A 22,674-nucleotide genomic window follows, 5' to 3' on the forward strand; every position below is an offset into this window, starting at 1 on the left:
CAGCATGGCAAAGCGCCGCCGGACCGACCTTGTCGCCTTCGCGCGCCGGATGTGCCGCGGGCTGGAGGGGCCGCAGTTCCTCGCCTTCATCCCCGCGCTCTCGCTCGCTGCCTTCTGGCTTGGCGGAGAGGGCGCGCTGGTCTCGGTCGCGCTGGCGCTTCCCGCTCTCTATTGCGCGCTTGGCGCGATCTCCCGGTCGGGCTCGGTCGGGCTGGACCGTCTCACCGGGCTGGTCGAGCGGTCGGAATTCCTGCATGCGCTCGACCATGCCCTTGCCACCGCCGCCGCAGAGGGCAGCCAAACCGCCTGCGTCGTGCTCGAGATCGATGATTTCGCCGATTTCGGGGCCCGGCATGGCGACGCCGCCGCCGAGGAAGTGCTGCGGGCCGCGGCCGACAGGCTTCGGGGGGCGTTGCGCACCGGCGACACCCTCGCCCGGATCGGCGAAGCGCGCTTTGCCGTCGCCTGCGCGCCCGCGCCCCGCCTCGATCTGGAAGCCGCGATCCAGCTTGCCGCACGGCTTCAGCGGGCGGTGGAGCAGCCCGTCCCGCTCGACGCCACGTCGATCTACATGACGGCTTCGGCGGGGTTCTGCCTCGCCGCCCGGCTGCCAGGCTCGGCCGCCGAGGCGCTCACCGAAGCCGCCAGCGTGGCACTGGCCGAGGCGCAGGCGGCGGGCCCTGCGGGCATCCGCGCCTTCGCCCACGGCATGCCGCGCCGCGCTAAGACCGGGGTGGCGGGTGCAGAGGTCGCGGCGGCGCTCGAGGCGGGACAGATCGTTGCTTGGTTCCAGCCGCAGATTTCCACGGAAACCGGCCGCATCAGCGGTTTCGAGGCGCTGGCGCGCTGGACGCATCCCGAACGCGGGGCGGTGCCGACTTCGGAATTCCTTCCCGCGCTCGAGTCTGCGGGGCTGATGGCGCAGCTGGGAGAGACGATGCTCTATCACGCGCTGACCGCCCTGCGCGCCTGGGATCGTTCGGGGCTCGACGTGCCGCGCGTCAGCGTGAACTTCTCCGCCGCCGAGTTGCGCGACCCGCGCCTGCCCGACCGCATCGCGTGGGAGTTGGACCGTTTCGGCCTCGACCCCTGCCGGCTCGGGGTGGAAGTGCTTGAGACCGTGATCGCCCGCTCTCCCGAAGACGCGACGACGCGCGGCATCCGGGCGCTGGGGCGGATGGGCTGCGCCGTGGACCTCGACGATTTCGGCACCGGGCATGCCTCGATCACCGCGCTGCGCCGCTTCGATGTGAGCCGCGTCAAGATCGACCGGTCCCTCGTCGCCAAGTGCGACCGCGATCCCGAGCAGCAGCGCATGGTGATGGCGATCCTGTCCATGTCGGAACAGCTCGGGCTCGACACCCTCGCCGAAGGGGTCGAGACGGCGGGCGAACACGCCCTTCTGGCCCAGCTCGGCTGCGGCCATGTGCAGGGCTATGCGATCGCGAGGCCGATGCCCTTCGAGCAGACATCGGAATGGATCGCCAGCCAGACCGCCCGGGTGGAGGCCGCGCCCTGGGTCGGCCGGAACGTGGGCTGACATCGGCCCGCCCTGCCCGGGCAGCCTACGCAACTGTCCGCGCCCGAGCTCGCCCGGCGCCCCGTCCGCGCGGCGAATGCCCGCCGCCCGACAGGGCGGCCCTTTACCGCGCCGGCCCGATTCACCTTGACCTTTCGGCCCACGGTCTGTTGAACCCTGCACTGCATCAGACGTTACCGGGGCCGGTGTTTCATGGACGATCAGAACAAGAACCTCATCCTTGCGACCGCGCTCAGCTTCGGCGTGATCCTGATCTGGTTCCTGCTGTTCCCGCCGCCCGAAGAGCGGCCCGTGCCCGAGACCGCGCCCCAAGCCGCCTCTTCCGAGACCCCCGCGCCGACAGACCCGGTCGCCACCGCCCCGGCCCAGGCCCCGGCCGCCTCCGCCGGTGACGGCGGGGAGGCCGTCGTCGAAAGCGCCGCGAGCGCACCGCGCGTTTCGGTGGAAACCCCGCGCCTCAGCGGCTCCATCTCGCTTCAGGGCGGCCGGATCGACACGCTCGCGCTCAAGGACTACCGCGAAAGCGTCGATCCCGGCTCTGCCACCGTTGACCTGCTGGCCCCCGTGGGCAGCGCGCAGGCCTATTACGCGCTCTACGGCTGGGCGCCCGGCAGCGGACTGGGCCTCGAGGACGTGCCCGGCGCGAACACGCCGTGGGAACTCGTCTCCGGCGAGCGCCTCGCGCCCGGTAGTCCGGTCACGCTCCGGTGGGAAAACGGTGCGGGCCTCGTCTTCACCCGCGAGATCGCGATCGACGACGACTACATGTTCACCGTAACCCAATCCGTCGCGAACGAGGGCGCGGGGTCCGTGACGCTGGCGCCCTACGGCATAATCGCCCGGCACGGCAGGCCGGAGAACCTGAAGAACTTCTTCATCCTGCACGAGGGCGCGATCGCCATGGCCGATGGCAAGCTCTCGGAAATCGACTATGGCGACATGGAAGATTTCGACTTCGACCCGCGCGAAGCCGCGCGCGCCGAGGTGATGCAGGTCGCCGAGGATGGCTGGATCGGCTTCACCGATCATTACTGGATGACGACGCTGATCCCCGAGGCCGGAAGCGCCTTCAAGGCCACCGCCAAGTACGACGACGCGCGCAACATCTACCAGACAGAGGCCGTGCTGCCCACGGAGCGGCTCGGCCCGGGCCAGTCCGTCACCCGCACCACGCGTCTTTTCGCCGGCGCGAAGGAATGGGATACGATCCGCGACTACCAGCGCGAGGGCGTCGACCGTTTCATCGACTCCATCGACTGGGGCTGGTTCTTCTTCCTGACCAAGCCGATCTTCTGGCTGCTGCACGAGATCAACCTGATCATCGGCAACATGGGCTGGGCGATCATCGGTCTGACCCTCATCATCAAGGCGGCGCTGCTACCGCTCGCGTACAAGTCCTACGTCTCCATGGCGAAGATGAAGGAGCTTCAACCGGAGATGGAGAAGATCAAGGAGCGCACCGGAGAGGACCGGCAGAAGTTCCAGCAGGAAATGATGGAACTCTACAAGAAGGAAAAGGTGAACCCCGCCTCCGGCTGCCTGCCGATCCTGATGCAGATCCCGATCTTCTTCTCGCTCTACAAGGTGATCTTCGTCACGATCGAACTTCGGCACGCGCCCTGGTTCGGCCCCTTCCGCGACCTGTCGGCCCCGGACCCGACCTCCATCGTGAACCTCTTCGGCCTGCTGCCCTGGGCCGCGCCGGAACCCGGCTCGCTGCTCGCGCTCGTCTTCATCGGCATCCTGCCAATCCTGCTCGGCGTGTCCATGTGGCTTCAGCAGAAGCTGAACCCGGCGCCCACGGACCCCACGCAGAAGATGATCTTCGCCTGGCTGCCCTGGGTCTTCATGTTCATGCTCGGCAGCTTCGCAAGCGGCCTCGTCCTCTACTGGATCGCCAACAACGCGATCACCTTCGCGCAGCAATATGGCATCATGCGCAGCCAGGGCTACAAGCCCGACGTGCTTGGCAACATCCTCTCGGGCTTCCGGAAGAAGGCGGAAGAGGACGGAAAATGAGCGGGACGGTCGCCAGTCTCTGGCGCCACCCGATCAAGAGCCACGGGCGCGAGGAGGTCGACGCCGTGACCCTCGTGGCCGGGCGCACCATGCCCGGCGATCGCGTCTGGGCGGTGGCCCATGACGCGTCGCAGGCGACCGGCGCGGCATGGGCGTCCTGCGTCAATTTCACCCGCGTCGCCAAGGCGCCCGCGCTCATGGCCGTCACGGCGCGCTACGACGAGGCCGCGGGCACCGTCACGCTCACCCATCCCGCGCGGACCACGCTCGCCTTCGACCCCGACGCCGAGCCGGAAGCGCTCCTCGACTGGGTCGCACCGCTGATGCCCGCCGACCGGGCCGCGCCGGCCCGGATCGTGCGCGTGCCCGGTCGCGGCATGACCGACAGCGATTTCCCCTCGGTGACGCTGTGCAACCTCGCTTCGCACCGCGCGGTGGAACAGCGGATCGGCCGCCCGCTGTCGATCCACCGCTGGCGCGGCAACATCTGGATGGATGGCCTGGCGCCCTGGGAAGAGTTCGACTGGATCGGGCGCGAGGTGCAGCTTGGCGACGCGGTGCTGCGCGTCCGCGAGCGGACCGACCGCTGCCTCGCCACCGCCGCGAACCCGGAGACCGGCCGGCGCGACGCCGACACGCTGGGCGCGCTGGACAGCTGGGGCCACCGCGATTTCAGCGTCCGCGCCGAGGTTCTCAGGGGCGGCGCCGTCGGGCCGGGCGACCGCGTGGCGCCGCTTTGACCGCCCTGCCCTTCCCCCTCGCCGACGCGCCCGAGCCCGACGCGGCGGAACGCGGCCGCAAGCTCTTCGCGGGGCCGATCGAATTCCTGAAAGGCGTCGTCGCGATGGACGGGCTGCCGCCGGACGACCGGGTGGAGATCTGTTTCGCCGGTCGCTCGAACGTGGGAAAATCGTCGCTCATCAACGCGCTCACGAACCGCAAGAATCTGGCGCGGGCCTCCAACACGCCCGGTCGCACGCAGGAGATCAACTACTTCACTCTGGGCGACAGCCACTACCTCGTGGATCTTCCGGGCTACGGCTACGCCGAGGCGCCGGTCAATGTCGTCGCGCGCTGGCAGAGCCTGCTCAAGACGTATCTCGCCGGTCGGGCGAGCCTGCGCCGCGCCTTCGTGCTGATCGACGCCCGCCATGGCGTGAAACCCGTGGACGAGGAGATCATGAGCCTTCTCGACGGCGCGGCGGTCACGTTCGAGGCCGTGCTCACCAAGGCCGACAAGATCAAGCCGAAGGACCGCGAACGCGTTCTGGCGCAGGTGCGCCAATCGCTGGCCCGTCACCCGGCGGCGTTTCCCGAGATCCTGCTCACATCCTCCGAGACCGGCGAGGGCATCGCGACGCTCCGCGCGGTCGTGGCGGGACTGGCCTAGGGGCCTTGCGCCCGGCGGCGGGCGCGGGGATAACGCGGCGCGAGGAGACCCACCCATGACGCAAAGGGAAATGACCAGCGACTGGATCGCCACCGCGCGCACGCTGAACCAGGCGCTGCCGATGCTTCAGCGGTACGACGGTGCGGTGGTCGTCATCAAGCTTGGCGGGAATGCCATGGGCGACGACGAGGCGATGGAAAGCTTCGCGCGCGATGTCGTTCTGATGCGCATGGTCGGCGTCAACCCGGTCGTCGTCCATGGCGGCGGGCCGATGATCAACGCGATGCTCGAGAAGCTGGGCATCGTCTCGGAATTCGTCGCCGGCAAGCGCGTGACCGACAAGCCCACCGTCGAGGTGGTCGAGATGGTGCTCTCCGGGCTCGTGAACAAGCGCATCGTCCAGGCGATATGCAGCCAGGGCGGAAAGGCCGTGGGGCTTTCGGGCAAGGACGCGTCGCTGATGGTCTGCGACCAGGCCGACGCGAGCCTCGGTTTCGTCGGCACCCCGGCCCAGGTGAACGCCTCTTTCCTGCGCGATCTCTTCGACAAGGGGATCATACCGGTGATCGCGCCGCTCGGCGCGGGGCGCGGCGGCGAGACCTTCAACGTCAACGGCGACACGGCGGCCGGCGCCATCGCGGCGGCGCTGGAGGCCGACCGCCTGCTGCTGCTGACCGACATCGAGGGCGTGAAGGATGCCGAGGGCGAGGTGCTGAGCGAACTTTCCGCGGAGGCGATCCGTGGCATGATCCAGACCGGGGTCATCGCCGGCGGCATGATCCCCAAGACCGAGACGGCGCTCGCCGCAATAGACGGGGGGGTTCGCGGGGTGGTGATCCTCGACGGTCGGGCGCCCAATGCCTGCCTGCTGGAACTTTACACGCAGCACGGCGCGGGCACGCTGATCCGGCCCGCGCAGCGCGTCGGGCGTGAGCCGGCCGCGCCTCCGCCCCCGCGGTCATGACGTGAAAGGCCCCGCCCGATGACCCGCCGCCTGATCCTGATCCGTCACGCCAAGTCGAGCTGGGGCGATGCCGCGCTCGCCGATCACGCCCGGCCGCTCAATGACCGCGGGCGCCGGTCAGCGCCGCTCATCGGTCGCTGGCTGCGGGAACGGGGCTATCTCCCCGACGAGGTGCTTTGTTCCGACGCCGTTCGCACCCGGGAGACCTTTGCACGGCTCGGGCTGGACGCGCCGGTGACGTATGTTCCCGCCCTCTATCATGCCGAGGCGCGGGACATCCTGGAGACGTTGCGAACCGCACATCGCCGTGTCGTCGCGATCATCGGGCACAATCCCGGCATGGCCGAGTTCGCCCGTCGCATCGTTGCCCTGCCGCCCGACCACCCGCGCTTCGGCGATTATCCGACGGCGGCCACGCTGGTGGCCGACCTCGACACGGACGACTGGGAAAATGCCGCCTTCGGAACCGCGGGCGCGGTCGATTTCGTGGTTCCGCGGGACCTGGAATAGTCCCGCGGCGGGCTTTCAGTGGCCGAGGATCTGGCTCAGGAAGAGCTTGGTCCGCTCGTTCTGGGGGTTCAGGAAGAACTCTTCGGGCTCGTTCTGCTCCACGATCTGGCCTTCGTCCATGAAGATCACGCGGTTGGCCACCTGGCGCGCGAAGCCCATCTCGTGGGTGACACAAAGCATCGTCATCCCTTCCTCGGCGAGCTCGATCATGGTGTCGAGCACCTCCTTGATCATCTCGGGATCGAGCGCGGAGGTCGGCTCGTCGAAGAGCATGATCCGCGGCCGCATGCAGAGCGAGCGCGCGATCGCCACGCGCTGCTGCTGCCCGCCCGAAAGCTGGCCGGGATACTTGTCGGCCTGTTCGGGGATCTTCACCTTGGTGAGGAAGTGCATCGCCGTTTCCTCGGCCTCGCGCTTCGGGATCTTGCGCACCCAGATCGGCGCGAGGGTGCAGTTCTCGAGGATCGTGAGATGCGGGAACAGGTTGAAGTGCTGGAACACCATCCCGACCTCGGACCGGATCTTGTCGATGTTCTTCACGTTCGAGGACAGTTCCGTCCCGTCCACGACGATGCGCCCGGCCTGATGCTCCTCCAGCGCGTTGATGCAGCGGATCAGCGTGGACTTGCCGGAGCCGGAGGGCCCGCAGACGACGATGCGTTCGCCGCGATAGACGGTGAGGTCGATGTCGCGCAGCACGTGGAACTGGCCGAACCACTTGTTCATCTTGCTGATCTCGACAGCGATCTCGTCCGACACCGCCAACTGCGAGGCGTCGACGCTGGACAGGTTTTCGGGATGGGGCTGGGAAAGATCGGTCATCGGGTCTGGTCCCTTATCGACGGTCGGTCTGAAGCTGACGCTCCAGCCACTGCGAGTATTTCGAGATGCCGAAGCAGACGACGAAGAACAGCGCCGCGGCGAAGCCGAAAAGCTCCCAGTAGACGCCGTTCCAGTCGGTCGAGGCGAGGATCGGGCCGCGGATCATCCCCACGAGGTCGAACATCGAGATCACCGAGACGAGCGTGGTGTCCTTGAAAAGTCCGACCGCGACGTTGACGATTCCCGGGATCGAGATCTTCAGCGCCTGCGGCAGGATGATGAGGCGCATGGCTTGTGGATAGTCGAGCCCGAGCGCGTCGGCGGCCTCGTACTGTCCCTTGGGCAGCGCGGCGAGGCCGCCGCGGATCACCTCGGCGATGTAGGCCGAGGCGAACATGGTAATCATGATGATCACGCGCAGGATCAGGTCGAACGTCGTGTTGGGCGGCAGGAAATAGGCCAGAACCACGTTCGCCACGAACAGAAGCGTGATGAGCGGCACACCGCGGATGAACTCGATGAACACCACGCAGATCCACTTGATGATCGGCATGGAGGATTGCCGCCCGAGCGCGAGCGCGATCCCGATGGGAACCGAGAGCGACACGCAGACCGTGCCCAGGATGAGGTTCAGCATGAACCCGCCCATGTCGCGCGACGGCACGGCCAGTAGCTCGATGCCGAGCGTGCTCGCAAGCACCGGCGTCACGAAGTTGCCGACGACCAGCCAGAACGCCACCGCCGCGGCGATCGCGCCGAAGAACCCGACCGCGAAACTTGCGGCCACGAAACGCTGGAACACGAGGTACCCGACGAAAAGGCCCGCCGCCGCGGTGACCGGCACCCAGACTGAGCCGCCCCAGATCAGCCAGTAGCCGAGGAAAGGATAGATCGCCGTCAGAACCAGCAACTGGCGGGGCGCCTTCGGGAAGAGCACGGGCGCCAGCGCCCCGAAGAGCAGCAGCAGCGCGAGGTTCGGACGCCAGTATTCGCTCGACGGGTAGGTGAAGCCATAGATGAGTTGCGGCCAGCGCTCGCGCAGCACCGCCCAGCAGGCCCCGGATTCCCCGGCGAGGATCTCGCGGCACTCCCTCAGGCTCGATGCGGTCCAGACGCCGTTGAACATCCACGGGATCGTCGCCGACAGCAGCCAGTAGATGACGTAGAGCGACAGCAGCGTGACGATGCTGTTCGGGATCGAGGAGAACAGGTTCTCCCGCACCCATTTCACCAGCCCGGCCTCGGCGATGGGCGGCGGCGCGGCCGGGATCGGCTCCTTGCGGACGAAGGCGAGCTGCGCGGCCTGAGCGTGCGTGTCCGACATCTCAGCGCTCCTTCAGCTTCACGGCGTTGTTGTAGACGTTCATCACCGCCGAGATGCCGAGCGAGATGAGGAGGTAGAACAGCATCAGCAGAAGGATCGACTCGATCGCCCGCCCCGTCTGGTTCAGCGTGATGCCGCCCAGCGTCCCGGTGATGTCCATGTAGCCCACCGCGATGGCGAGCGAACTGTTCTTGGTGAGGTTGAGATACTGCGAAATGAGCGGCGGGATGATGATGCGAAGCGCCTGCGGCAGCACCACGAGCCCCATGATGCGCTTCGGGCGCAGGCCGAGCGCCGCGGCGGCCTCGGTCTGGCCGCCGCTGACCGCCTGGATGCCGGCGCGCACGTTCTCGGCGATGAAGGCGCCGGTGTAGACGGCGAGCGCGAGCCACAGCGCGATCAAGGATCCGCGGACCTGGATCCCGCCCTGGAAGTTGAAGCCGCGAAGCTCGGGATTCTCCAGCGTGATCGGCCGGCCGAACAGAAAATAGGCCAGGAGCGTCGGCAGAACGAGGATCGCCAGCGACGGCCACAACATCGGCAGAAGCTTCCCGGTATCGTAAAGCAGCTTCGTCGCGTAGCGGCGGTAGTAGAACACGCCGGCGATCGAGGCGAGCAAGACGGCCAGCACGGCCGTCGATCCCGGTTCCAGGATCGGCTTGGGCACGTAAACGCCGCGGTTCGTGAAGGCGAAGGCATCGAACAGCATGGATGCCTGCGGATCCTCGCCCCTGTAGGCACTCGGCGCCGGCAGCGCCGCCGTCATCACGAAGAAGATGATCAGGATCCAGATCAGCACCGGCACGTTGCGGAAGATCTCGACGTAGATCGACATCAGCTGCGCCACGAGCCAGTTCTTCGACAGCCGCGCCACGCCGGCGGTCACGCCGATAAGCGTCGCCGTAAGGCATCCGAGGAAGGCCACGATCAGCGTGTTGAGCACCCCGACGAATGAGGCGCGCATGTGGCTGTCCTGGTTTTCATAGGGAATCGGGCGCTGGTTGATGTCGTAGCCCGCAGGCTGGCCCAGGAACTCGAAGGAGATGTCCTGGCCGAGAAGGGCGAGGTTCCGAACGAGGTTCATGCCCAGCCAAGACATGAACGCGATCAGAAGCAGCAGCGCGATGAACTGGAACGTGTAGGAACGATACCGCGTGTCGTTCAGCAGCATCGACAGACGGAACGACTCCTGCGGCGGGTCGGTCACTGTGGCCATCCGGATTTCCCTGCTGCGCCGGACTCGACCCGTCGGCGGGGTTCGCCCGCTCCTGCGATCCGGCAAGTTTTTCGAAACGTGGCGTCAAGAGGGGAAGGACGCGGGGTTTGCCCCCGCGTCCTTCAGGTTCGACTTAGCGGAACGGGGGGGCGTAAAGCAGTCCGCCCTCGGTCCACTGCGCGTTCAGCCCTCGCGCGAGGCCGATCGGGGTGTTTTCGCCGATGTTCTTCGCGAAGATCTCGCCGTAATTGCCCTCGGCCATGATGGCGCGCTTGGCCCAGTCCGCGTCGAGCCCGAACATCTCGCCGAGGTTGCCCTCGGTGCCGAGCATGCGGTTGATCTCGGGGCTGTCGGTTCCGTTCGACAACTCCTCGATGTTGGCCGAGGTCACGCCGTACTCTTCCGCGGCGATGAGCGCGTTGAGCGTCCAGCGCACGATCTCGCCCCACTGGTTGTCGCCGTGGCGCACGAGCGGGCCGAGCGGCTCTTTCGAGATGATCTCGGGCAGGATGACGTGATCGCCCGGATTCTCGAAGGTTGCGCGCGACGCGGCCAGGCCCGACGCATCGGTCGTGTAGGCGTCGCAGGCGCCGGCATTGTACTGCTGAAGCGCCTCGGCGTTGGTCTCGATCGGCACCGGCTCGTAGTTCATGTTGTTCTTGCGGAAGAAGTCGGCAAGATTGAGCTCGGTCGTGGTGCCGGTCTGGATGCAGACCGTCGCCCCGTCGAGTTCCATGGCAGAGGAAACGCCAAGCGCCCGCGGAACGATGAAGCCCTGACCGTCATAGTAGTTGATGCCGGCGAACTCGAACTTGAGGTCCACGTCGCGCGTGAAGGTCCAGGTGGTGTTGCGCGCCAGCATGTCGATCTCGCCCGAGGCGAGCGCGGTGAAGCGGGTCTTGCCGGTCGTCGGCACGAATTCGACCGCGGTCGGATCGCCGAGCACGGCGGCCGCGACAGCGCGGCACACGGCCACGTCGAAGCCTTCCCACTCGCCGTTCGCGTCCGGCGCGGCAAACCCCGCGAGGCCCGTGGTCACACCGCAGTTCAGCGTGCCGCGCGCCTTGACGTCGTCCAGCGTGGCGGCGGCCGAAGCCCCGGCTGCAAGGCCGGCAACGGTCAGCGCGCCGAGAAATACGGATTTCTGCATATTTACCTCTTCTGATAAGTCCGCCCTGTTGTGCGGGTCGTCCGGCTCACAACGGCCGGGTTTCCTTTGCTGAAAGAGGCTGCCCCCCTTTCAATGGCAACGAGTTTGGTCGGATTCATCAACGAAGGTCAAGGCAAACGTCAGAACTTCTGAACGATGGACGCCGAAGTCGGCATCCGGTCCGCCTCTTTTCGGGGCACCGGCTCAACCGGCGCGGGCAAGCTCGAGAAAACGATGCGCTTCCAGAAGCTGGGCGCGCCTGGCGTCCGCCGCCGCGGCGGCTTCGGCATCCTCGCCCCATCGTTCCTGCTGCCAGGTTTCGTCGATGCGCGAGAGCGCCCAGACCCGTTCCGGCGTCACCTCTCTGGCCGAGGCGGCAAGGCCGAGGACCAGCGATCCGGAGATCGTAACCAGATCATGCAGCGCCACCAGCTCGAACGCGTCGTGGCGCTTCACCGCGCCGCGCAGCGCGGCGAGGCTCGCTTCGGGTTGGGCGACGTGCATCACGCCGGTCGCGGCGGAAAGCGGCGCGCCGAGGCGGGCGCGCGCCCAGTCGAGCATCGGATCCCAGCCCTCGGCCTGCCGTCTCGCCAGTTCCTCGGGCGTGTCGGCGCGATAACACAGAAGATCGGTGGCGCCATACTCGCAAAGCATCGCGACGACCTCGGCGCGGTGCGGCACCACCCGGTCTATCGCGGAATTGGCGGCGCGCGTCACGGGCATCGCGCGCGGATTTATGACGTCGGACTGCGCCTCCCACTCCTCGGCCATCGCCTCGGCCAGCGCCGCGTTGGGCAGCACGAGCGGCGCCTTGGCCGGCGTCCGCACGGGCCGGCCATCCAGCGTCACCTCGTAGCCCGCGTCGGTCGCGACCGCCTCGGCCCGCGTCCAGAATCGCTTCGCCGCCCAACCCGTCATGCCGCCTCCCAAAGCGCGGAAATGGCGCGGGGCAGCTCGGAGAAACGGCCCACCACGTGATCCGCGGCACGAAGACGCACCGGGGCGTGGTAGCCCCAGCCCACGCCGATCGCCCGCACGCCCGCGGCGCGCGCCATCTCCATGTCGTATTCCGTGTCGCCCACCATGACCGCGTCGCGCGGCGCGACACCCGTTTCGTCGAGCGCGGCGCGCAGCATCGACGGATGCGGCTTCGAGGGGTGGTGATCGGCCACTTGCCGCGTGACGAAGAAGGACGAGAGGCGATGGGCCTCGAAGAGCACGTCGAGCCCGCGCGCCGACTTTCCCGTCGCCACCCCGAGAAGCGTGGCGGGCTCGCCGTGAAGCGCCTGAAGAGCCTCGCGCGCGCCCGGGTAAAGCGGCGAGGTCATCGCCACGTCCTCTCGCGCGCGCTGACCCGCATAGGCCTCGCGGTACCAGCCCGCCAGGCGCGCATGATCCTGCGCCGAAAGGTCGGGCACGAGCCGCGCCATCGCCACCTCCAGCGACAGCCCGACGATGCCCAGCACCTCCCCGCGCGGCGGGACGGGCAGCGCCGCCCGGCCGAAGGCCGCGTCCATCGCGGCGAGGATGCCCGCCTGGCTGTCCACCAGCGTGCCGTCCACGTCGAAGACCACGAGGCGGGGCGCGTCCGTCATGCCGTCTCCTCGAAGGGGTCTTGGGGGGCGTCCGCTTCGGACCAGCCCAGCATGGACCAGGTGCGGCGCATGTGTTCGGGAAGCGGCGCCGTGATGGAGAGACGCGCGCCCGTCACCGGATGGGTGAGCGCGATGGAGCGCGCGTGCAGGTGCAGCTTGCGGCTGACCTCGCCGCCGAGCTGCGCGCCCCAGCCGTCGCCCAGGTTCTCCTGCCCGCCGCCGCCATACTTGCCGTCACCCACGATCGGGTGGCCGAGTTCCGCCATGTGCGCCCGAAGCTGGTGCGTCCGCCCCGTGACAGGGACGAGCGCCACCCAGGCCGCGCGTTTGCCGAGCGCCTCGATCACGGCATAATCCGTCGTGGCGCGCTTCGCGCCGGGCGTGGCGTCGATGTCGCCGGGATGCACGCAGCGCATCTTCTCGCCCTCACCCTTCGCGCCGTGCCCCGGCGCCTTCACGAGCCCGTAGGAAATCGTGCCCATGCGCGGCTGCGGCACGCCCGCCACCGCCGCCCAGTAGATCTTGCGCGCCTCGCGGGCACGGAACGCCGCGGTCAGTCCCGCGGCCACCGCGCGGCTGCGCGCCATCAGCAGCACGCCCGAGGTGTCCCGGTCCAGCCGGTGGACGAGGCGCGGTGCCTCGTCCGCGTCGAAGCGCAGCGCCTCGGCCAACGCGTCGACGTGGCGGCGCTGCCCGCTGCCGCCCTGCACCGCAAGGCCCGGCGGCTTGTTGAGCGCGAGGATATGCGCGTCGCGCCAGATCACCGCCTCGCGGATCATGCGCGCGTCCGCCTGGGAGATCTCGGGCGCGGGCGCGGGTGGCGGCGCACCCGGGTCGGGCAGCGGCGGGACCCGCACGCTCTGCCCGGCGGCGAGGCGGGTGGCCGCCTTCACGCGGCCGCCGTCGACACGCAGTTCGCCCTTGCGGCACATCTTCTCGATGCGGCCCTGCGTGACCTGCGGGAAATGCCGGCGAAGCCACCGGTCGAGGCGCTGGTCGGCATCGCCGGGCGCGACGGTGATATGCTGAACGCCACTCACGCAAGCACCCCCCGCGCGGCCCATGCCCCGGCGACGATCGCGCCGAGCGACAGCGTGACCGACCCCGCGACATAGGCCAGCGCCGTGCCCGTCTCGCCCCGTTCCCAGAGCGTCAGCGCGTCGAGCGAAAATGCCGAGAAGGTCGTGAAGCCGCCAAGCGCGCCCGTCACGACGAAGGGCGCGACGCGGGTGGCCTGGAGGTTGGCGAGCACGATGACGAGGACCCCCATGAGAAACGACCCCAGGACATTCACCGCGAGCGTGCCCCAGGGAAAGCCCGTGCCGAACAACCGCATCGTAGCGAGCACGGTAAGATACCGCGCCGCGGCCCCCACCGCGCCGCCAAGCGCGACCTGCATCAGCGTCAGCATCATGGCCGGTCTGTCGCGCGGCGTCCCGCCCTTGTCAAGCGCCCGCGGCGGGCGGCCTCGCGCGCGTTCACGCCTCGCCCGCGCGCCTGGCACGCAGCCGCTCGAACCAGTCGAGCCGCTTGCCGAGCTCGCGTTCAAAGCCGCGCTCCACGGGGGCGTAGAACGCCTCCCGCTCCATCTCGTCGGGGAAGTAGTCCTGGCCCGAAAAGGCATCCTCGGCATCGTGGTCGTAGGCGTAGCCCGCCCCGTAGCCCTGCTCGCGCATGAGCTTCGTGGGCGCGTTCAGGATGTGCTTGGGCGGGGGCGCCGAGCTGGTGGACTTCGCGGCGCGCCGCGCGGCCTTGTAGGCGCTGTAGGCCGCATTCGACTTGGGCGCGAGGGCGAGATAGAGCACGGCCTGCGCAAGCGCCAGCTCGCCCTCGGGGCTGCCGAGGCGCTCGTAGGTCTCCCAGCCCTGAAGGCAGACCGCCTGGGCCTGCGGATCAGCGAGGCCGATGTCCTCCACCGCCATCCGCGTGATCCGCCGCGCGAGGTAGCGCGGGTCCTCGCCGCCCTCGAGCATCCGCGCGAGCCAGTAGAGCGCCGCGTCGGGATCTGACCCGCGTACCGACTTGTGCAGCGCCGAGATCAGGTTGTAATGCGCCTCGCCCGACTTGTCGTATTGCGCGGCCCGCCGGGCGAGCCGGTCGGCGAGCGCCTGCGCGTCGAGCTTGCCCTCGACCTTCCACGCCATCACCTGTTCGATGAGGTTGAGGGCGGCGCGCCCGTCGCCGTCGGCCATCTCGAGCAGCGCCTCGCGTGCGGGCCCGTCGAGCGGCAGCGCGCGGCCGAGTACCGTCTCCGCGCGTTGCGCGAGGCGCTCCAGGTCGGCGAGCGAAAGCCGTTCCAGCACCAGAACCTGCGCGCGCGACAGAAGCGCGGCGTTGAGCTCGAAGCTCGGATTCTCGGTCGTCGCGCCGACCAGCAGGATGGTGCCGTCCTCCATATGCGGCAGAAAGCTGTCCTGCTGCGCCTTGTTGAAGCGGTGGATCTCGTCGACGAACAGAAGCGTGCGGCGCCCGCGCGCCTTCGCGGCCTCGAAAACCTTCCTGAGCTCCGCGACGCCGGTGAAGATCGCGCTGATCTGCACGAATTCCAGATCGGTTTCGGAGGCCAGAAGCCGGGCGATGGTGGTCTTGCCGACGCCGGGCGGCCCCCAGAGGACCAGGGACGACAGGCTTGCCGCCTTCAGCATCGCGCCGAGCGGCGCCTCGGGGCCAAGGATCTGGTCCTGCCCGATCACCTCCGAAAGGCGGGCGGGCCGCATCCGGTCGGCAAGGGGCCGGCCCGCACCAGTCCCACCGGCCGTGTTTTCCCCCGTCCCGGCGTCTGTCCTAGGAGAACTGTCAAAGAGGTCACCCATGCCGGTCAGGCCCCGAAGCACCGGCGCGATGCCGGGCGCCCGGGTTTCCGCGCGGCGGCGCGACACCGCGCGGGACGGCCCGGGACCCGGCCTGCATCCCGATTGCGAGCCGGGGCGTTGGCCGCGCCGGAACGGGGCGCGCCGGGGCGGAAAATGCTGTGGATATGGTCGGTCGGAGCGTCACGACGTGGATATGCGTGCGCTTCCTGCCCGATGCAAGCGGCCCCGCCAACCGGCGAGGCCGCGGCATCGTCCGAGCTCAGTCCTCGGCGGCCTCTTCGGCGGCGAGGCGGGCGCGGTCGGCCGCGCCCTTGGCGTCGGGATCGCGGTCGACGAGTTCGACGATCGCCATCGGGGCCATGTCTCCGTAGCGGAAGCCGGCCTTCAGAACGCGGACGTACCCGCCCTGCCGCTCCTGGTAGCGGGGGCCGAGCACGTCGAAGAGCTTGGCAACGAGCGCCTCCTGCTTCAGCCGTGCGGCGGCCTGGCGGCGGGCGTGAAGGTCGCCGCGCTTGGCCAGCGTGATGAGCTTGTCGGCCACGCGCTTCAGCTCCTTGGCCTTGGGAAGCGTGGTCTTGATCTGTTCATGCTCGATGAGCGAGCCCGCCATGTTCGCCCAGAGCGCCTTGCGGTGCTCGTGGGTGCGGTTCAGGCGGCGGTAGCCTTTCGCGTGACGCATCGGTTCGGTCCTTTCGCTTTGTGCTTTGTCCGGGGCCCCATGCGTACGGGGCCCTCACCTTGGGGCGGGATTGCCCTTGTCCGGGCCGGCGGGCGGCGGGCGCCCGCGGACCTCAGAACGACTCCTCGAACTTCTTGGCGAGTTCCTCGATGTTGTCGGGCGGCCAGTCCTCGACGTCCATCCCGAGATGCAGGCCCATGCCCGAGAGCACTTCCTTGATCTCGTTGAGCGACTTGCGGCCGAAGTTCGGCGTGCGCAGCATCTCGGCCTCGGTCTTCTGGATCAGGTCGCCGATGTAGACGATGTTGTCGTTCTTGAGGCAGTTGGCGGAGCGCACGGACAGCTCGAGTTCGTCGACCTTCTTGAGCAGGAGCGGGTTGAACTCCAGCCCCTCCTCGTCGGATTCGCGGCCGGCGGATTCGGGCTCGTCGAAGTTGACGAAGATCGAAAGCTGATCCTGGATGATGCGCGCGGCATAGGCCACGGCATCCTCGGGGGTGACCGAGCCGTCCGTTTCCAGCTTCAGCGTCAGCTTGTCGTAGTCCAGCACCTGCCCTTCGCGCGTGGGCTGCACGTCATAGGCGACCTTCTTGACCGGCGAGTAGATCGCGTCGATCGGAATGAGGCCGATCGGCGCGTCCTCGGGCTTGTTCCGGTCCGCCGGCACGTAGCCCTTGCCGGTGTTGACGGTCAGTTCCATGTAGACCTCGCCACCGCTGTCGAGGTGGCAGATCACGTGATCCTTGTTGAGCACCTCGATCCCGGCGCTGTCCACGATGTCGCCGGCGGTGACGACGCCGGGGCCCTTGGCCTCGATCGTCAGCCGCTTCGGCCCCTCGACCTCCATGCGCAGCGCGACGCCCTTCAGGTTGAGGACGATGTCGGTCACGTCCTCGCGCACGCCCGCGACCGAAGAAAACTCGTGCAGGACGTTGTCGATCTGCACGGAGGTGATGGCCGCGCCCTGAAGCGACGACATCAGAACCCGGCGCAGTGCGTTTCCGAGCGTGAGGCCGAAGCCACGCTCCAGCGGCTCTGCGACCACCACGGCCTGCCGGGCGGGATCGTTGCCTGGCTTGATCTCCAGCTGGGGGGGTTTGATCAGCTCGGCCCAGTTCTTGTGGATCATGCGGTTCTCCTCAATTCCTGTCCGGGCCCCATGTCCGAAGGCCCGAACGCCCGAGGTTAAAATGACGTGGCGAGGCCGCACGACTGATGCGCGCGGCCCCGCGAAAAAGCGGCGATCCCTCAGACGCGGCGGCGCTTCGGCGGGCGGCAGCCGTTGTGCGCGATGGGCGTCACGTCGCGGATGGACGTGATGTTGAAGCCGATCGCGGCCAGCGCGCGCAGCGCCGATTCACGGCCGGAGCCAGGGCCCTGCACTTCCACCTCGAGGGTGCGCATGCCGTGCTCCTGCGCCTTGCGGCCCGCATCTTCGGCAGCCATCTGTGCGGCATAGGGCGTGGACTTGCGCGAGCCCTTGAAACCCATCGTGCCGGCCGAGGACCACGCGATCGCGTTGCCCTGCACGTCCGAGATCAGGATCTTGGTGTTGTTGAAAGAAGAGTTCACATGCGCCACGCCGGTGGCGATGTTCTTGGAGACCTTGCGCTTGCCTGTGCGGCGGGTATCGCGTGCCATCTGTCCTGCCCTCCCTTACTTCTTCTTGCCGGCGATCGGCTTCGCGGGCCCCTTGCGGGTGCGCGCGTTGGTGTGGGTGCGCTGACCGCGCACGGGCAGGTTGCGGCGATGCCGCAGGCCGCGGTAGCAGCCGAGATCCATCAGCCGCTTGATGTTCATCTGCACCTCGCGGCGCAGATCGCCTTCCACGGTGAAGTTGGTGTCGATGTGCTCGCGGATCGCCACCAGTTCCGAATCGGAAAGCTCGTTCACGCGCCGGCTCTCGTCGATGCTGGTCGCTTCGCAGATCGACTTGGCGGCGCTCGGGCCGATACCGTGGATGTAGGTGAGAGCGATCGGGACCCGTTTGTGGGTGGGGATATTGACGCCGGCGATACGTGCCACGTGTCCGTCCTTTCGTTGCGGTTCCGTAACTCCAGAACCTTTTTTCACAGCACTCGGCCCGCGGCTTTTGCCGACGGGCCGACGCAAAGAGGTGATCGTTGCAAACAGCCGGGACGACACCCGGCATGCAAAATGATTCTCGGTCGAGAGCGTTCGGTTAAGAGACTTCGGACCGAGGGTCAACCCCCGCCCCGGCGCGGCCCAGGACATCGGCGATCTCGGCCTGGACTTCGGCGATGTCGCCCAGACCGTCGATGCGGTGCAGGAGGTCCTTGGCATAGTAGTAGCCGATGAGCGGCGAGGTCTTCTTGTAGTATTCCATCAGTCGCTGGCGCAGGCTGTCCTCGTTGTCGTCGGCGCGCCGCTTGAACTCCGTTCCGCCGCAGACGGCGCATTTTCCGTCCTCCGGGATCGGCTTGCTGATGTCGTTGTAGACTTCGCCGCAGCTCGCACAGGTCGAGCGCGCCGTGATGCGCTCGATCAGCGCCTCGTCGTCCACCTGCATCTCGATGACCGCGTCGAGGCCTTGCCCCGTCTCCTCGAGCAAATCCCCGAGCGCGTCGGCCTGCGCGAGGGTGCGCGGGAACCCGTCGAAGATGAACCCCGGCGCCTCGGTCCCCTCCAGCTTTTCCCGGATGAGCCCGATCACGATCTCGTCGGTGACCAGTTCGCCGCGGTCCATCACCTCTGCGACCCGGCGCCCCATCTCCGTCCCGGAACTGCGCGCCTCGCGGAGCATGTCACCGGTCGAGAGCTGCACCATGCCGCGGGTCTCCACGAGATGGCGCGCCTGTGTGCCCTTGCCTGCTCCGGGTGGTCCGAGAAGTATGATGTTCATCGTCTCGCTGGCGCCTTCTTTCCGGGTTTCTTCTTGCCGCGTCCCCGCAGCTGCGACTTCTGGATCAGCCCCTCGTACTGGTGCGCGAGCAGGTGGCTCTGAATCTGCTGGACGGTGTCCATCGACACCGACACCACGATGAGCACCGACGTGCCGCCGAAGTAGAAGGGTATGGCCAGCTGCCCGCGAATGACCTCGGGCAGGAGACACACCAGGGCGAGGTAGCCCGAGCCGACCACAAGCACGCGATTGACGACGTATTCGAGATATTCGGACGTCTTCTTTCCGGGCCGGATACCGGGCACGAAGCCGCCCTGGTTCTTGAGGTTGTCGGCCACGTCGTCCGGCTTGAACGAGACGTTGAAGGTGTAGAAATACGCGAAGAAGATGATCATCGCGCCGAAAAAGGCGAGGTAGAGCGGCTGTCCGGGGCCGAAATAGGCCATGATCGTCGACATCACCGGCCCGGATTGCTGGCCCGAGAAGGTACTGATCGTCGTCGGCAGCAGAAGCAGCGAACTCGCGAAGATCGCGGGGATCACGCCCGACGGGTTGACCTTCACCGGAAGGTGGCTGGTCTGCGCCTCGGTCATCTTCATGCCGACCTGGCGGCGCGGATACTGGATCGCGATCTTGCGCAGCGCGCGCTCCATGAAGACCACGAAGGTGATGGTCGCCACCACCATGAGGATCACGCCCACGATCACGGCGGGGCTGATCGCGCCCGACCGGCCCGAGGCGAAGAACTGCGCCAGCGCCGCCGGAACCTCGGCGATGATGCCCACGAAGATGATGAGCGAGATGCCATTGCCCACGCCGCGCGCGGTGATCTGCTCGCCCAGCCACATCAGGAACATGGTGCCGCCCACCAGCGTGATGACGCAGGCGGCCCGGAAGAACCATCCCGGGTCGGTGACCAGATCCCCCGCCTCGAGGCTGACGGCCAGGCCGTAGGCCTGCAGGGTGGCCAGGAACACCGTGCCGTAGCGGGTGTACTGGTTGATCTTCTTGCGGCCCTGCTCGCCCTCTTTCTTGAGCTGCTCGAGCTTCGGCACCATCGAGGCCAGCAGCTGAACGATGATCGAGGCCGAGATGTAGGGCATGATCCCGAGCGCGAAGATCCCCATGCGCCCGAGCGCGCCGCCGGTGAACATCGACAGCATGCCGCCGATGCCGGTGGAGGCCTGCTCCATGAAGTCGCGAAGCGCCTGCCCGTCGATACCCGGCACCGGGATATAGGTGCCGAGACGATAGACGATCAGCAGACCGAGCGTGAAAAAGATGCGCTGGCGGAGTTCGGTGGCCTTGGCCAGGGCGCCCCAGCTGGTATTGGCGGCCATCTGTTCGGCGGCGGAAACCATGCGGATCCCCATGTCAGGGCACCGCCGCCCAAAGCGTTTTCCAGCTCGGGCGGCGGTACGGAAAACTTCGGGTTATGTAATGGGCGCCGCGAGGCGCCACAACCCGTTATTCGGTCGCGGCGGGTGCCTGCAGCGTGACCGACCCGCCCGCGCCTTCCACGGCGGCGACCGCGGAGCGCGAGGCGCCCGTCACCTGAAGCTCGAGCCTGGCGGTCAGGTCACCCTTGGCCAGTACGCGGACGCCGTCGAGCTTGCGCCGCACGAGGCCGGACGCGACGAGCGCGTCCTCGGTCACCGGCTGTCCGGCGTCGATCTTGCCCGCATCGACGAATTGCTGGATCGCGCCCAGGTTGACCACGGCGAAGCGCTTGCGGTTGGGCGCGGTGAAGCCACGCTTCGGCAGGCGTTGGTAGATCGGCATCTGCCCGCCCTCGAAGCCCTTGACGGCCACGCCGGAGCGGGATTTCTGGCCCTTGATGCCGCGGCCGGCGGTCTTGCCCTTGCCCGAGCCCGGGCCGCGCCCGACGCGCTTCTTGTTGTGCAGAGCGCCGGGATTATCGCGCAGTTCGTTCAGTTTCATGTCGCTTCTCCTTGGCCGGAACACCTCCCCGAAGCGCGGCGGGAGGGACACGGCATCAGCTGTTTCAGAGGGCCCGGCCTGTTTCGGCGCGAGCAGGCGTTTTGGAAAACGCCTGGACAAGGCCCGGGACGGGCCTTGTTCGAACCCGGCCTCAGCCGCGCTCTTCCACGATCTCCACGAGATGCGGGATCTTGGCGATCATGCCGCGCACGGAGGGCGTGTCTTCGAGTTCCCGTGTCCGGTGCATCTTGTTCAGTCCGAGGCCGACCAGCGTCTGACGCTGGCTGGCGGGACGGCGGATGGGCGAGCCCACCTGCTTCACGACAATGGTCTTGGCCATGCGATACTCTCCTTACGCCTCGGCGGTCTCGCCGGCCTCGGCCTTCGGCTGATCCTCCTTGTGGAGGATGTCGGCCACCTTCTTGCCGCGACGCTGGGCCACGAGGCGCGGGCTCTGCTGCTTTTGCAGCGCGTCCAGGGTGGCGCGGATCATGTTGTAGGGGTTCTGCGAGCCGTTCGACTTCGCGACCACGTCCTGAACGCCGAGCATCTCGAACACCGCGCGGACGGGACCGCCCGCGATGATGCCCGTGCCCTGCGGCGCGGTGCGCGTGACGATCTTGCCCGCGCCCCAACGGCCTTCCTGATCGTGATGCAGCGTCCGGCCCTCGCGCAGCGGCACGCGGATGAGCCGACGCTTCGCCTGCTCCGTGGCCTTGCGGATGGCTTCGGGGACCTCCTTGGCCTTGCCCTTGCCGAAGCCCACGCGGCCTTTCTGGTCGCCCACCACGACGAGTGCCGCGAAGCCGAAACGCTTGCCGCCCTTCACCGTCTTGGACACCCGGTTGATCGCCACGAGACGATCGGCGAATTCCGGCGCTTCGTCGCGCTCGCGGCGGCCGCGGCCGCCATGGGGTTCTCTAGCCATATCCGTCTCCTCAGAACTTCAGGCCGCCCTCGCGGGCCGCGTCCGCCAGAGCCTTGATGCCACCGTGAAACAGGAAACCGCCACGGTCGAAGTAGCACTGGTCCACACCGGCCGCCTTGGCACGCTCGGCGATCGCGGCGCCGATCTTCGCGGCAGCCTCCGTGTTGTTCTTGCCCACCACGCCGAGCGTCGCCTCGAGCGACGAGGCGGAGGCGAGCGTGCGCCCCGCCACGTCGTCGATGAGCTGGACGTGGATGTTCTTGTTCGAGCGATGCACCGAGAGGCGCGGGCGCCCCGAGTTCATCTTCTTGACCTTGTTCCGGACGCGCAGGCGGCGCTTCTGGAACAGTTGCCGTTTGCTGTTAGCCATTTCTGCGCGTCCTTACTTCTTCTTGCCTTCCTTCTGGAAGATATACTCGCCCTTGTAGCGGATCCCCTTGCCCTTGTAGGGCTCGGGCCGCCGCCAGTCGCGGATGTTCGCCGCGACCTGGCCGACGAGCTGTTCATTGAAGCCCTCGATCACGATCTCGGTCGGCTTCGGCGTCGTGACCGTGACGCCCTCCGGCACCGGGAAATCGACATCGTGGCTGAGGCCGAGATTGAGCTTCAGGGTGTCGCCCTGCGCCTGAGCGCGGTAGCCGACGCCCCGGATCTCGAGCTCCTTCTTGAAGCCGTCGCTCACACCCTTCACGAGGTTCGCGATGTTGGTGCGGCTCATGCCCCATTGCTGGCGCGCGCGCTTGGACTGACCACGCGGGCTGACGGTGATCTGCCCGTCCTCCTGCGCGATCGTCACGTCGTCGGTGGCCGTCCAGCTGCGGGTGCCCTTGGGCCCCTTCACCTCGACGGTCTGACCGCTGATCGTCGCGGTCACGCCCGAGGGAACAGCGACCGGCTGTTTTCCGATACGAGACATGCCT

Annotated in this window: 26 protein-coding genes; 6 read left to right on the forward strand and 20 right to left on the reverse strand. The window is 67.8% G+C overall.

Annotated features, from left to right (window positions below; genetic code table 11):
* The first annotated feature begins 4 nt into the window (after positions 1 to 4).
* From AB6A66_RS14600 to AB6A66_RS14625, 6 genes are all read left to right on the forward strand, one after another.
* A complete protein-coding gene (locus AB6A66_RS14600) occupies positions 5 to 1,540 on the forward strand; it encodes a putative bifunctional diguanylate cyclase/phosphodiesterase (RefSeq protein WP_371056466.1) in 1,536 nt (511 codons plus the stop codon).
* Between the two features lie 192 nt (positions 1,541 to 1,732).
* Positions 1,733 to 3,559 (forward strand): membrane protein insertase YidC, encoded by a 1,827-nt coding sequence (gene yidC / locus AB6A66_RS14605; protein WP_371056467.1) that lies wholly within the window; start codon positions 1,733 to 1,735, stop codon positions 3,557 to 3,559.
* Positions 3,556 to 4,299 (forward strand): MOSC domain-containing protein, encoded by a 744-nt coding sequence (locus AB6A66_RS14610; RefSeq protein WP_371056468.1) that lies wholly within the window; start codon positions 3,556 to 3,558, stop codon positions 4,297 to 4,299. Before yidC ends, AB6A66_RS14610 begins: the two co-directional genes overlap by 4 nt.
* Positions 4,296 to 4,949 (forward strand): ribosome biogenesis GTP-binding protein YihA/YsxC, encoded by a 654-nt coding sequence (gene yihA, locus AB6A66_RS14615; RefSeq protein WP_371056469.1) that lies wholly within the window; start codon positions 4,296 to 4,298, stop codon positions 4,947 to 4,949. The genes AB6A66_RS14610 and yihA overlap by 4 nt, the downstream gene beginning before the upstream one ends.
* 70 nt (positions 4,950 to 5,019) lie before the next feature.
* The gene (gene argB / locus AB6A66_RS14620; protein WP_371056489.1) at positions 5,020 to 5,913 is read left to right on the forward strand and encodes an acetylglutamate kinase; all 894 of its coding nucleotides are present in this window, start codon (positions 5,020 to 5,022) and stop codon (positions 5,911 to 5,913) included.
* Positions 5,914 to 5,931: 18 nt separating this feature from the next.
* Positions 5,932 to 6,423, forward strand: coding sequence for a histidine phosphatase family protein (locus AB6A66_RS14625; protein ID WP_371056470.1), 492 nt, complete (start codon positions 5,932 to 5,934; stop codon positions 6,421 to 6,423).
* Between the two features lie 15 nt (positions 6,424 to 6,438).
* Here the strand turns inward: AB6A66_RS14625 and AB6A66_RS14630 are convergent, their stop codons facing one another.
* The 20 genes from AB6A66_RS14630 to rplF form a co-directional block, all read right to left on the reverse strand.
* Positions 6,439 to 7,245 (reverse strand): amino acid ABC transporter ATP-binding protein, encoded by an 807-nt coding sequence (locus tag AB6A66_RS14630; protein ID WP_371056471.1) that lies wholly within the window; start codon positions 7,243 to 7,245, stop codon positions 6,439 to 6,441.
* Positions 7,246 to 7,258: 13 nt separating this feature from the next.
* Positions 7,259 to 8,569, reverse strand: coding sequence for an amino acid ABC transporter permease (locus AB6A66_RS14635; RefSeq protein WP_371056472.1), 1,311 nt, complete (start codon positions 8,567 to 8,569; stop codon positions 7,259 to 7,261).
* Between the two features lies 1 nt (position 8,570).
* Positions 8,571 to 9,785, reverse strand: a complete 1,215-nt coding sequence (locus AB6A66_RS14640) for an amino acid ABC transporter permease (RefSeq protein ID WP_371056473.1) — start codon at positions 9,783 to 9,785, stop codon at positions 8,571 to 8,573.
* Positions 9,786 to 9,918: 133 nt separating this feature from the next.
* Positions 9,919 to 10,935 (reverse strand): amino acid ABC transporter substrate-binding protein, encoded by a 1,017-nt coding sequence (locus AB6A66_RS14645; RefSeq protein WP_371056474.1) that lies wholly within the window; start codon positions 10,933 to 10,935, stop codon positions 9,919 to 9,921.
* A gap of 204 nt (positions 10,936 to 11,139) precedes the next feature.
* A complete protein-coding gene (locus tag AB6A66_RS14650) occupies positions 11,140 to 11,853 on the reverse strand; it encodes an ATP12 family chaperone protein (protein ID WP_371056475.1) in 714 nt (237 codons plus the stop codon).
* Positions 11,850 to 12,530, reverse strand: a complete 681-nt coding sequence (locus AB6A66_RS14655; protein ID WP_371056476.1) for an HAD-IA family hydrolase — start codon at positions 12,528 to 12,530, stop codon at positions 11,850 to 11,852. The genes AB6A66_RS14650 and AB6A66_RS14655 overlap by 4 nt, the downstream gene beginning before the upstream one ends.
* Positions 12,527 to 13,570, reverse strand: coding sequence for an RluA family pseudouridine synthase (locus AB6A66_RS14660; protein WP_371056477.1), 1,044 nt, complete (start codon positions 13,568 to 13,570; stop codon positions 12,527 to 12,529). Before AB6A66_RS14660 ends, AB6A66_RS14655 begins: the two co-directional genes overlap by 4 nt.
* Positions 13,567 to 13,944, reverse strand: a complete 378-nt coding sequence (crcB, locus tag AB6A66_RS14665) for a fluoride efflux transporter CrcB (protein WP_371056478.1) — start codon at positions 13,942 to 13,944, stop codon at positions 13,567 to 13,569. The genes AB6A66_RS14660 and crcB overlap by 4 nt, the downstream gene beginning before the upstream one ends.
* 64 nt (positions 13,945 to 14,008) lie before the next feature.
* Complete coding sequence (locus AB6A66_RS14670; RefSeq protein ID WP_371056479.1) at positions 14,009 to 15,343, reverse strand: replication-associated recombination protein A; 1,335 nt, start codon at positions 15,341 to 15,343, stop codon at positions 14,009 to 14,011.
* Between the two features lie 259 nt (positions 15,344 to 15,602).
* Positions 15,603 to 16,022, reverse strand: coding sequence for a 50S ribosomal protein L17 (gene rplQ / locus AB6A66_RS14675; RefSeq protein WP_371056480.1), 420 nt, complete (start codon positions 16,020 to 16,022; stop codon positions 15,603 to 15,605).
* Positions 16,023 to 16,134: 112 nt separating this feature from the next.
* A complete protein-coding gene (locus AB6A66_RS14680) occupies positions 16,135 to 17,151 on the reverse strand; it encodes a DNA-directed RNA polymerase subunit alpha (RefSeq protein WP_371037608.1) in 1,017 nt (338 codons plus the stop codon).
* A 119-nt stretch (positions 17,152 to 17,270) separates the two neighbouring features.
* Positions 17,271 to 17,663, reverse strand: coding sequence for a 30S ribosomal protein S11 (gene rpsK / locus AB6A66_RS14685; RefSeq protein ID WP_371037609.1), 393 nt, complete (start codon positions 17,661 to 17,663; stop codon positions 17,271 to 17,273).
* A 15-nt stretch (positions 17,664 to 17,678) separates the two neighbouring features.
* Positions 17,679 to 18,047, reverse strand: coding sequence for a 30S ribosomal protein S13 (gene rpsM, locus AB6A66_RS14690; protein ID WP_371037610.1), 369 nt, complete (start codon positions 18,045 to 18,047; stop codon positions 17,679 to 17,681).
* 157 nt (positions 18,048 to 18,204) lie between these two features.
* A complete protein-coding gene (locus tag AB6A66_RS14695) occupies positions 18,205 to 18,885 on the reverse strand; it encodes an adenylate kinase (protein ID WP_371056481.1) in 681 nt (226 codons plus the stop codon).
* Positions 18,882 to 20,246: a preprotein translocase subunit SecY gene (gene secY, locus AB6A66_RS14700; protein ID WP_371056482.1), complete on the reverse strand. Its 1,365-nt coding sequence runs from the start codon at positions 20,244 to 20,246 to the stop codon at positions 18,882 to 18,884. Before secY ends, AB6A66_RS14695 begins: the two co-directional genes overlap by 4 nt.
* Positions 20,247 to 20,352: 106 nt before the next feature.
* The gene (gene rplO / locus AB6A66_RS14705) at positions 20,353 to 20,826 is read right to left on the reverse strand and encodes a 50S ribosomal protein L15 (protein WP_371037613.1); all 474 of its coding nucleotides are present in this window, start codon (positions 20,824 to 20,826) and stop codon (positions 20,353 to 20,355) included.
* Positions 20,827 to 20,977: 151 nt separating this feature from the next.
* Positions 20,978 to 21,166, reverse strand: coding sequence for a 50S ribosomal protein L30 (rpmD, locus tag AB6A66_RS14710; RefSeq protein WP_371037614.1), 189 nt, complete (start codon positions 21,164 to 21,166; stop codon positions 20,978 to 20,980).
* Between the two features lie 12 nt (positions 21,167 to 21,178).
* Complete coding sequence (gene rpsE, locus AB6A66_RS14715) at positions 21,179 to 21,754, reverse strand: 30S ribosomal protein S5 (RefSeq protein WP_371037615.1); 576 nt, start codon at positions 21,752 to 21,754, stop codon at positions 21,179 to 21,181.
* Between the two features lie 10 nt (positions 21,755 to 21,764).
* Positions 21,765 to 22,124, reverse strand: coding sequence for a 50S ribosomal protein L18 (gene rplR / locus AB6A66_RS14720; protein ID WP_371056483.1), 360 nt, complete (start codon positions 22,122 to 22,124; stop codon positions 21,765 to 21,767).
* Positions 22,125 to 22,136: 12 nt separating this feature from the next.
* Positions 22,137 to 22,670 (reverse strand): 50S ribosomal protein L6, encoded by a 534-nt coding sequence (rplF, locus tag AB6A66_RS14725; protein WP_371056484.1) that lies wholly within the window; start codon positions 22,668 to 22,670, stop codon positions 22,137 to 22,139.
* Positions 22,671 to 22,674 lie beyond the last annotated feature (4 nt).

It is taken from the genome of Rhodosalinus sp. K401, from assembly GCF_041365735.1.
GTDB lineage: Bacteria > Pseudomonadota > Alphaproteobacteria > Rhodobacterales > Rhodobacteraceae > Rhodosalinus.